Annotated in this window: 7 protein-coding genes and 1 riboswitch; of the genes, 2 read left to right on the forward strand and 5 right to left on the reverse strand. The window is 69.1% G+C overall.

What is annotated here, in order from left to right; genetic code table 11:
- Positions 1-214 precede the first annotated feature (214 nt).
- Positions 215-781, reverse strand: coding sequence for a hypothetical protein (locus ACFWY6_RS42755; RefSeq protein WP_384702500.1), 567 nt, complete (start codon positions 779-781; stop codon positions 215-217).
- A 146-nt stretch (positions 782-927) separates the two neighbouring features.
- On the opposite strand from ACFWY6_RS42755, the gene ACFWY6_RS42760 reads away from it, so the two are divergent.
- Positions 928-2205 carry an MFS transporter gene (locus ACFWY6_RS42760; RefSeq protein ID WP_384702503.1) on the forward strand — a complete coding sequence of 426 codons (1278 nt, stop codon included), beginning with the start codon at positions 928-930 and terminating at the stop codon, positions 2203-2205.
- Positions 2206-2280: 75 nt separating this feature from the next.
- Here the strand turns inward: ACFWY6_RS42760 and ACFWY6_RS42765 are convergent, their stop codons facing one another.
- Genes ACFWY6_RS42765 through ACFWY6_RS42775 form a run of 3 tightly spaced genes read right to left on the reverse strand, consistent with a single transcriptional unit; the run spans position 2281 to position 4737 of the window.
- Complete coding sequence (locus ACFWY6_RS42765) at positions 2281-2631, reverse strand: hypothetical protein (RefSeq protein WP_384702506.1); 351 nt, start codon at positions 2629-2631, stop codon at positions 2281-2283.
- Positions 2632-2646: 15 nt separating this feature from the next.
- The gene (locus ACFWY6_RS42770) at positions 2647-2901 is read right to left on the reverse strand and encodes a hypothetical protein (protein WP_266874330.1); all 255 of its coding nucleotides are present in this window, start codon (positions 2899-2901) and stop codon (positions 2647-2649) included.
- Positions 2902-2943: 42 nt separating this feature from the next.
- The gene (locus ACFWY6_RS42775; RefSeq protein ID WP_384702509.1) at positions 2944-4737 is read right to left on the reverse strand and encodes a S8 family peptidase; all 1794 of its coding nucleotides are present in this window, start codon (positions 4735-4737) and stop codon (positions 2944-2946) included.
- Positions 4738-5420: 683 nt separating this feature from the next.
- Positions 5421-5583, forward strand: a riboswitch (cyclic di-AMP (ydaO/yuaA leader).
- A gap of 4 nt (positions 5584-5587) precedes the next feature.
- Between ACFWY6_RS42775 and ACFWY6_RS42780 the strand changes: the two genes are divergently transcribed.
- Entirely contained in the window at positions 5588-6352 is a 765-nt protein-coding gene (locus ACFWY6_RS42780; protein ID WP_384702512.1) for a transglycosylase SLT domain-containing protein, read from the forward strand.
- A gap of 108 nt (positions 6353-6460) precedes the next feature.
- Here the strand turns inward: ACFWY6_RS42780 and ACFWY6_RS42785 are convergent, their stop codons facing one another.
- On the reverse strand, positions 6461-7441 hold the full coding sequence (locus ACFWY6_RS42785) for a DUF3500 domain-containing protein (RefSeq protein WP_384702516.1): 981 nt from the start codon (positions 7439-7441) through the stop codon (positions 6461-6463).
- Between the last annotated feature and the right edge of the window lie 345 nt (positions 7442-7786).

Below are 7786 nucleotides of genomic sequence, written 5' to 3' on the forward strand. Positions count from 1 at the left end.
ATACGGCGACCACCGATATATACAATTGCTTTGTCGTCGGATGCGTATTTTTTTTATAAGAGCAAGCTTGTTATATCCCCCTTTGTTTGTGGGTGTTTTTCGCTCCTTGGAACAACACCCACTCTGATCGGGGCCACTAACGCCGAGCTCCCACCCCACTAACATCCGCCTAACGGGGGGACGCGCGAGCAGCTACGCGTACGGTGCGTCGGGTTCACTCGGTGATGTACCAGTCGTTCTTGAGGTACTCCAGGGTGTAACTGCCCAGGTCGCTCTCGGAGAAGGTGACCGAAGCCCTGACCGATTCGACCGGCATCTCGATCTTGGCGGGCGTGCGCACGGCGACGCGCTGCGGGTCGACCGTCGCGGTCTTCAGGGCCTTCTTCTGCGCGGGCGAGATCATCTGGAACACGGTGGCGTACGTCGATGTGCACGGGCCCAGCCCTTGGTCCTCTGCCTTCTTCGCGGCGGGCCGGGCCACTGCGCAGACCGTGTCGATGTCCTCACGGCCCAGCGCGTGGAGGTACTGCTCGTACCGTTTGATCGCGCCCGCCTTCGTCCTGGGCGCGGGCTGGTCGCCGGTCGGCTCCGCCGACGGCTTCTCGGTCCGAGCGGACGCGGACGGCGTGGCCGACTGCTCTTCGGTCGGTGTGGATGTGGACGCGGACGGCTGCGAAGACTTCGCGTCCGTGTCCTCCTTCGCTTTGTCAGGACCGCACGCGCACGCCACCAGCACCACACAGGCCGATACCGCCACGCTCGCCATCGTCCGCGCCCTCATTCGATCCCCTCATCACCAGCCGACAACACGTCAAAGACGTCACGCAAGATCTGGGGAAACGGTTCCCGAGTTCGGTTCGGGCAGGACAGCAGCCGGTTCGACTTCGCGCCCCTGACGGTGTGTGCGGCCGCTGTTAGCCTGCGGCCATGATCAAGGGGAGATCGCCCGGCCGAATAGCGCGGCGCATAGCGGGGGGCAGCAGGTCAGAGCGGGTACTGATCCTGGCCAGCTTCGTGAATCGCGTCGGCAATGGGCTCTTCAACACTGCGTCGGCGCTCTACTTCACGTTGGTCGTGGATCTGCCGGCGGTGCAGGTGGGTGTCGCGCTCACCGTTGCCGGCTTGATCGGGCTGCTCGCGGGGATACCGGGGGGTCACCTGGCCGATCGACGTGGGCCGCGCACGATCATGATGGTCGCTCTGATGGTTCAGGCAGTGGCGATGTCCGCTCTCGTGTTTGTCGAGAGCTGGGCCGCCCTCACGGTCGTCGCCACCATTGACCAGCTTGCCGCAGCCGCCGGCGGCGCGGCCTGGGGAGCCCTTGTGGTCCGGGTCGGTACTGACCGCCCGGCGCTGTTCAGGGCAAAGCTCCGAACTTACGTCAATCTGGGCGTCGTTCTGGGGACCGTGGGTGCTGGATTTGCAGTTGCCTCGAATACTCGTACTGCCTATCTCGTACTGATTCTCGGCAACGCGGCCAGCTTTGCGCTGTGCGCCCTGCTCCTGTTCTTGCTCCCCAACTACAGGGCATTGGCGCCGCCGTTGCAGCAGCGCCGCTGGATCGCTCTCACCGACCGTCCTTTCGTGACGTTCGCAGCCCTCTATGGTGCGATGGGGCTGCAGTACCCGGTGGTGTCGCTGCTTCTGCCGATTTGGATCTCAGAGCACACGGACGCACCGCGCTGGACCGTGGCCGCGGTAGCCGCGATCAATTCCGGAGTCTGTGTCCTCCTGCAGACCAGAATCGGATCCCGCATCGAAACCCCGCGCGATGGCGGCAAGGCGTTCCGCACGGCAGGACTGCTCTTCCTTCTCAGTTGTCCGATGATGGCCCTGGCCGCGCATGCTCCCGTGTGGGCGGCCGCCGGCCTCGTGGTCGCAGCGATCTTCGTCCACAGCCTCGGGGAGATATGGGAGTCCTCGGCCGGCTTCGCCCTCGGCTTCGGCCTGGCACCAGACCATGCCCAAGGCCAGTACCAAGGGCTTCTCGGGCTTGGCTTCACCGCGGGCCAGGCGCTCGCCCCCGCCGTCCTCACCACCGTCGTGCTCGGCATGGGCACCATCGGCTGGCTGCTCCTCGGTGCGTTCTTCGCCGCTGTGGGCGCCGTTGGCCCATCGCTTGAACGCTGGGGCACACGAACCCGGTCCCGACCGGGTCCCGCGGCTGCGGGACCCAGCGGAGACCCGGACGAGGCGCACGTATAGCCACACCCTGGGTTCCGGCAAACGCGTTCCTCTGCGGCCCGCCCGACTACGTCGGTGCAGGCTGGTGCCGACCGCTCAGCCCGGAGCCGGCCCCGCGCTGCCGGCATCCGTCGTCAGGCCCGCCGAGGATTGCCGGGCCTCCTGCGGCTCCTCACCGGGGCGGGCCACCTGTCCGGCGTCGGCGAGCCGGACGAGTTCGGCGAGCCAGGCCGGGGCCTCGCCGCCGTCCATGACGGAGCCTGAGGGACGTACCGATTGCGCTGGTCCGGTGGTGGTGAAGACGTCGGCCGGCATGGCCTGTTCAGCCCCTGCCGTGGCGGCGGGTCCTGCGTCGGCGGCGGTCTCCCGTGCTACGGAGAGCTGCCGCTCGGGCCCGGCCGTCGGGGCCGCGCCCGCGTCCTCCGTGACCGTGATGTGCACCTTCATGGCCGTTCCCCTCGCCTAGTTGAGGACCGCGTACCGGCCTTCGAAGTTCATCTGGGTGCTGCCGACGTTCTTCACCGTCAGCCAGTACGTGACCGTCGTGGCCGTGGCCCGCTCGACCTCGGTCTCCCACTCGATCTGCGGGCTGCCCGTCTGCGGTGTCGTCGGCATGAAGTACCAGATGACGTGCCAGCCCTGCGGCCAGTTGAAGGTGAACCAGCGCCCGGTCTGCCCGGGGTTGAGTGTTCCGGTGAACTGTGTGCCTACTCGCATCGTCGCTTTCCTCTCACATCCGAGAACCGGGTGAACCGCGCGTCACCATCCGAGAACCGCGAACCGGGCCTCGAACTCGACCGAGTCGGCCACGAGGTTGGTCACGTCGATCCAGTACGTCGCGTACGTGTCGTTGGCCCGCTCGACCCGGACCTTCCAGCCGATCTGCGGGGCGCCGGTGCGGACGCTGGTCGGGACGACCGTCCACACCACATGCCAGTGGGCGGGCCAGTTGAAGGTGAACCAGCGGCCGGTGCGGTTCCCGGCGAGGGTGCCCCGGAACTGGACGCCGACCCAGCTGCTCGTCTGGAGGGCCGCCGGGATGAGCTGGCGCAGGTCGGGACGCCTGCCGATGCGCTGGGTCGCCGGGCGTCCCGGCGCGTCCTGCTGCGGTGAGCCGGTGGAACGCAGCAGCTGCCGGGCCCGCGAGGGCGACAGCGGGATACGGCCGTTCGCCCGCAGGACGCCCTGGGTGCCGGCCAGCGCGCCCACGACGATCGGCGAGGCACTGGACGTACCGCTGAACCGGTCCGTGTACCAGAAGTCCTGGTTGTCGCCCGCCTGAAGGTCGCCGTAGCCGGTGGTGGTCACCTCGCGTCCCCAGCCCTGCGCGTCCACGCAGGCGCCGTAGTTGGAGAAGTCGAGGCGGGACCGGTCCGGGCCGTGCTGGCGGCCGTGGGTGCCGGGCGGCGGCGCCCCGGCACCGACGATCACGGCGCCGGCGTCCAGCGTTGTGCGCCGGAAGGGGTTGCGCCACCAGGAGGGGAAGCCCGCCCTCGGGGTGTCGTAGTCGGCGTGGTCCAGGTCCTCCGCGCCGTTGCCCGCGGCCTCGACCACGGTGATGCCCTTGTTGACGGCGTATCGGATGGCCAGGTAGTCGTCCGGCCACCACTCGACGGCGATGTACCCGGCCTGGCCGACGCCGGTCGCGTGCGGACCGGCGCGGTGGATCTCCAGCAGGATGATGTCGCCGGGGCCGAGGCGGTCGGCGGCGTTCCGGATCGCCGTGGCCGTGGGGATGGAGAAGGCGGACGCGCTGGTGACCGTGTCCGGCGCGATCCCGGTGATCCCGAACGCGTTGACGTCGCCGCCGATCTCACCGAGCACCGCGGTGCCGTGATCGGTGTCCGTGCTCCCGGTGCCGGAGACGATGCCGCCCTGGTTCAGCCGCAGGTCCTCGTGGGTGAAGCGCCAGCCCCACTCGCAGTCGATCACGCGGACGCCGGCGCCGCGCCCGCCGGGCAGGGTCCACGCGTACCGGGCGTCGACGCCGCCCGGAGCCGCGTCGAGATAGCCCTGTCGGGCGGTGAAGTCCGGGGAGACGGGCGGTGCGTCGGCGCCCGTCGGCTGCATGTCGTTGAGCGGCGGGAGTTCGGTCTCCTCGCTCTCCTTCTTCGGTACGACATCGGGGACGGCGAGGGCGGCCGCGGGCTTGACGTAGGCGCCCTCCACGGCGTCCGACGCGCGGAGCCGCTCGGCCAGCGCGTCCAACTGGTCGGCGGGAGCGTCGACATGGAAGAAGAGCGCCATCCGGTCGAGGATCTCCAGCGTGGCGTCGTCGGCACCGGCGCCTTCCGAGGGGGCACCCGCCTGGGCGCGCAGCCTCTCCTGGTCCGTGCCGAACAGCGGGCTGAAGGTGACGTCCTCCTGGGCCGCCACGGCGTCGAGACCGCTCACGGAGATGTCCGCGGCGGCGGTCGCGCCGGTCGGGGTGATGCGTACCCCGGCGTCGGCGCGCGTGATGCACACCAGCTCAGGGCGCCCGAAGAGTGGTCCTGGTCCTGGAGCCGGGTGGTCGTTCCCCCGGCTGTTCCCCGCACCTGATCGCTGTGGCACAGCTGACTCCTTCACCACGTTACGGAAGGTCCGCCGGTGGTTTCACATAGGCGGCCTCGACTGCCGGGTGGCCGCGCAGGCTCGTGACGCCGAATCGCCGCTCCAGGAGGTTCCGGACGTCCAGGAGCCCTCCCCCTCCTGCCGGACACGTCCGGTACCGCGTCCGAGCGGCGCGCTCGCGGTCACCGGGCCGCCGACCCTAGTGAGGGGCCGTCACCGGATCGTCGCTGCGGCGTCACCGCGGCTGGGGCTGCGGCGGCACGGACGAGGATATTAGAGATGAAATGCCCGTTTTGACGGCGCGAGCAGCCTCCGCACTATGTCCAGATTTGCAACTATAGTTGCTCATTTAACTTGTTTATGGCGTGAATGAAATTTCTGTCACCATTGCGGGACAGTCGCGCGAAATGGCACGCTCTGATACGCCGTCGAGCAGCAAATCGACCTGCGCCCAATTCGGTGAAATGAGTCACACCGGCGACCGTGGTTCCGAGAGTCGCCGAGCGCACTTCCGTTCTGCGCAAAGAAAGTTGGGCTTTTCGATCAAAGGTGGCCGGGCATTCTGGCCGCCAAGGTCGGGCCTCAGGCATTCCCTATGCGAATTCGTGTCTTGTTCCTTCCGGGCTTTCTCGCCTAACGTCACCGTCAATCCGGATGGAACGCCGAATCCTGCCGCCGTCCGGCAACTCTTCCCACCCACTCAATTACGCACGGCAGGAGCGGGGGACCCAGGTAAGCCGCCGATCCGCATTCCGGATCGGCTCGGGGTGAAGTCGCATTACCAGTGCGACCGGACATCTCCCGTCCGAACCCGACAGCTCACCTCGTAGGCGACGGAGAGGAATTCGTCATGCCTGCAAAGGGCAAGCACCGCCGTCCCAAGTCCAGCCCGCTCAGCCGGGGCATCGCCGCCGCAGGCACGGGCGGGGCCGTCCTCGTACTCCCGGTGCTCGGCGCGACCTCCGCGGGCGCGGCGCAGGCCGCCGCCCCGGACGCCAAGCCCGCCGCCGCCGCGAAGACCTACGTCGTCGTCGCGGGCGACTCCCTCTCCGAGATCGCCCGAGAGCACTCCCTGAGCGGCGGCTGGAAGCAGCTGTACAAGGACAACCGCAGCGCCCTCGGCGACGACCCGCGGCTGATCCACCCGGGCGTCAAGCTCACCCTCGGCAAGAAGGCCTCCGCCGAGCCCGCGGAGAAGTCGGCCGACTCCAGGACGTCCGCCGAGCGGGCGGACCGCTCCGAGCGCAAGAGCACGTCCGCCGAGCCCGCCGCTGCCACGGCGAAGAAGTCGTACACCAACGACCTCGACGGCTGGATCAAGGAATCGCTCGACATCATGGCCCAGCAGGGCATCCCCGGCACCTACGAGGGCATCCACCGCAACATCATGCGCGAGTCCTCCGGCAACCCGCTGGCCATCAACAACTGGGACTCCAACGCCGTCGCCGGAACCCCGTCCAAGGGGCTCCTGCAGGTCATCGCCCCCACGTTCGAGGCCTACCACGTGCCCGGCACGTCGATGGACAGCTACGACCCCGTCGCCAACATCACCGCCGCCTGCAATTACGCGGCCAACCGGTACGGCTCGATCGACAACGTGAACGGCCCGTACTAGACCACACCCCGTCTCGTCCGCTCTGAGCCCCGGCGCGCCATGTGTCCGGGGCTCAGGCCTGTCCGAGGCCGGACCAGGTGCCTGGCCCAGGCCTCGCCGAGTGTTCAGTCACCCGTGCTGTTCCGTGTAGTGCGCGCGGAGAAGGTCGGCGCCCCAGTCGTGGCGGACGTGCCGCCAGACCGAGTGGGCGTGGTTGCCGCCGTCCTGGGTGTTGTCGTACTCGATGAGGAAGTCCGGGGCCCGAACGCAGTAGTAGTGCCGGTCCCCCGGTGCGCGGCCACCGGCCCAGGCGAAGGAGAGGGCGTCCAGTCCACGCGCCACGGCGTCGGACCAGCACTCCTGCGCGTACGCCGCGGGCGCGCGGTCGAGGTAGCGGCGCACCAGACGCTGAAGCAGCCGCTGTTGACCGGGCGCCATGTCGCCGTACGGGAGGCCGGTCGGCAGCAGGTCTGGATCGGCGAAGGGGTCGGCGCGGGTCAAGATGTCGTCCGGAGGCGCGGCGGCGAAGACCGCCTTCGCCCGTCGGCCGACGTCCAGGTCCGTGACCAGTTCGCGGGCCAGGTCTTCCTCCGGCCCCAGCAGCCTGCGGCCGGCCTGCGGACCGTGCGTGATGCGCGCCGGTTCCGCACCGATGAAGTGTGGCGTCACCCGCATCCCGGCCACCGTGATCAATACGTGTACGGCGAGGTGGTGGCCGTTCATCCGCCAGCCCCAAGGTCCGTCGCCGTCCGGGTCGCCCAGCAGCCGCAGCCAGTAGCGGTCGGCACCCGTGGCGCCGACCATCGCGCGGCGGTGCCGTTCCACCTCGATCGCCCCGCGTGCCAGCGCCGCTCCCGCCGCGCTGTGCGCCGTGGCGAGGAGCGCGTCGACAGCCTCGCGCTGCCGGTCGCCAAGACTCTCGGTGGGCAGCCCAGGGCGCGCGCCCGGCAGGTACGTCCACTCCCGCAGCTCGGGCGCGTCCAGCCGGGCCGGCCCCGCGCGCAGCTCGCGCACCTGCTCCGGGTCCAGCACGGACAGCAATGCCCGCACCGCCTCCCGCATCTCCGCCGCCGACACCGTCGTCATCACCTCTGGCCGATGCCCGTCCACCGTTTCTTCTCCTCCCCCTCGGCGCCCGATCCGGCGCACCCGCGGGGCAGCGTCACCCCCTGCGGCCCATGGTGCGCCATCCAGCAGCGACGCAACACCGGAACTCGGTCCGCCGCGTGGCGTGGCGTACCCCTGAAGGTCATATGCCTGCCGTCCACGTGCACGTACCGCATGCACGGGCCGTGTTGTGCCGGTCCTGGTGGCCGGTCCTCGACTGAGGGCGGCCAGGCGGCCGAAGTCCTCTACGTCATCGGTCAGTTCAACGCGGTTCATGGAAGCCTACGCTACCGTCCGACAGAGACATCGGGGGCGGGGCCCCAAAACATTGACGGCACCCCCACCACC

Source organism: Streptomyces sp. NPDC059037, assembly GCF_042740015.1.
Lineage (GTDB): Bacteria > Actinomycetota > Actinomycetes > Streptomycetales > Streptomycetaceae > Streptomyces.

Coding starts and splice junctions, on each gene's coding strand:
- ACFWY6_RS42765 (WP_384702506.1), bottom strand. CDS start 2,631: ATGAAGGTGCACATCACGGTCACGGAGGACGCGGGCGCGGCCCCGACG.
- ACFWY6_RS42755 (WP_384702500.1), bottom strand. CDS start 781: ATGAGGGCGCGGACGATGGCGAGCGTGGCGGTATCGGCCTGTGTGGTG.
- ACFWY6_RS42780 (WP_384702512.1), top strand. CDS start 5,588: ATGCCTGCAAAGGGCAAGCACCGCCGTCCCAAGTCCAGCCCGCTCAGC.
- ACFWY6_RS42770 (WP_266874330.1), bottom strand. CDS start 2,901: ATGCGAGTAGGCACACAGTTCACCGGAACACTCAACCCCGGGCAGACC.
- ACFWY6_RS42760 (WP_384702503.1), top strand. CDS start 928: ATGATCAAGGGGAGATCGCCCGGCCGAATAGCGCGGCGCATAGCGGGG.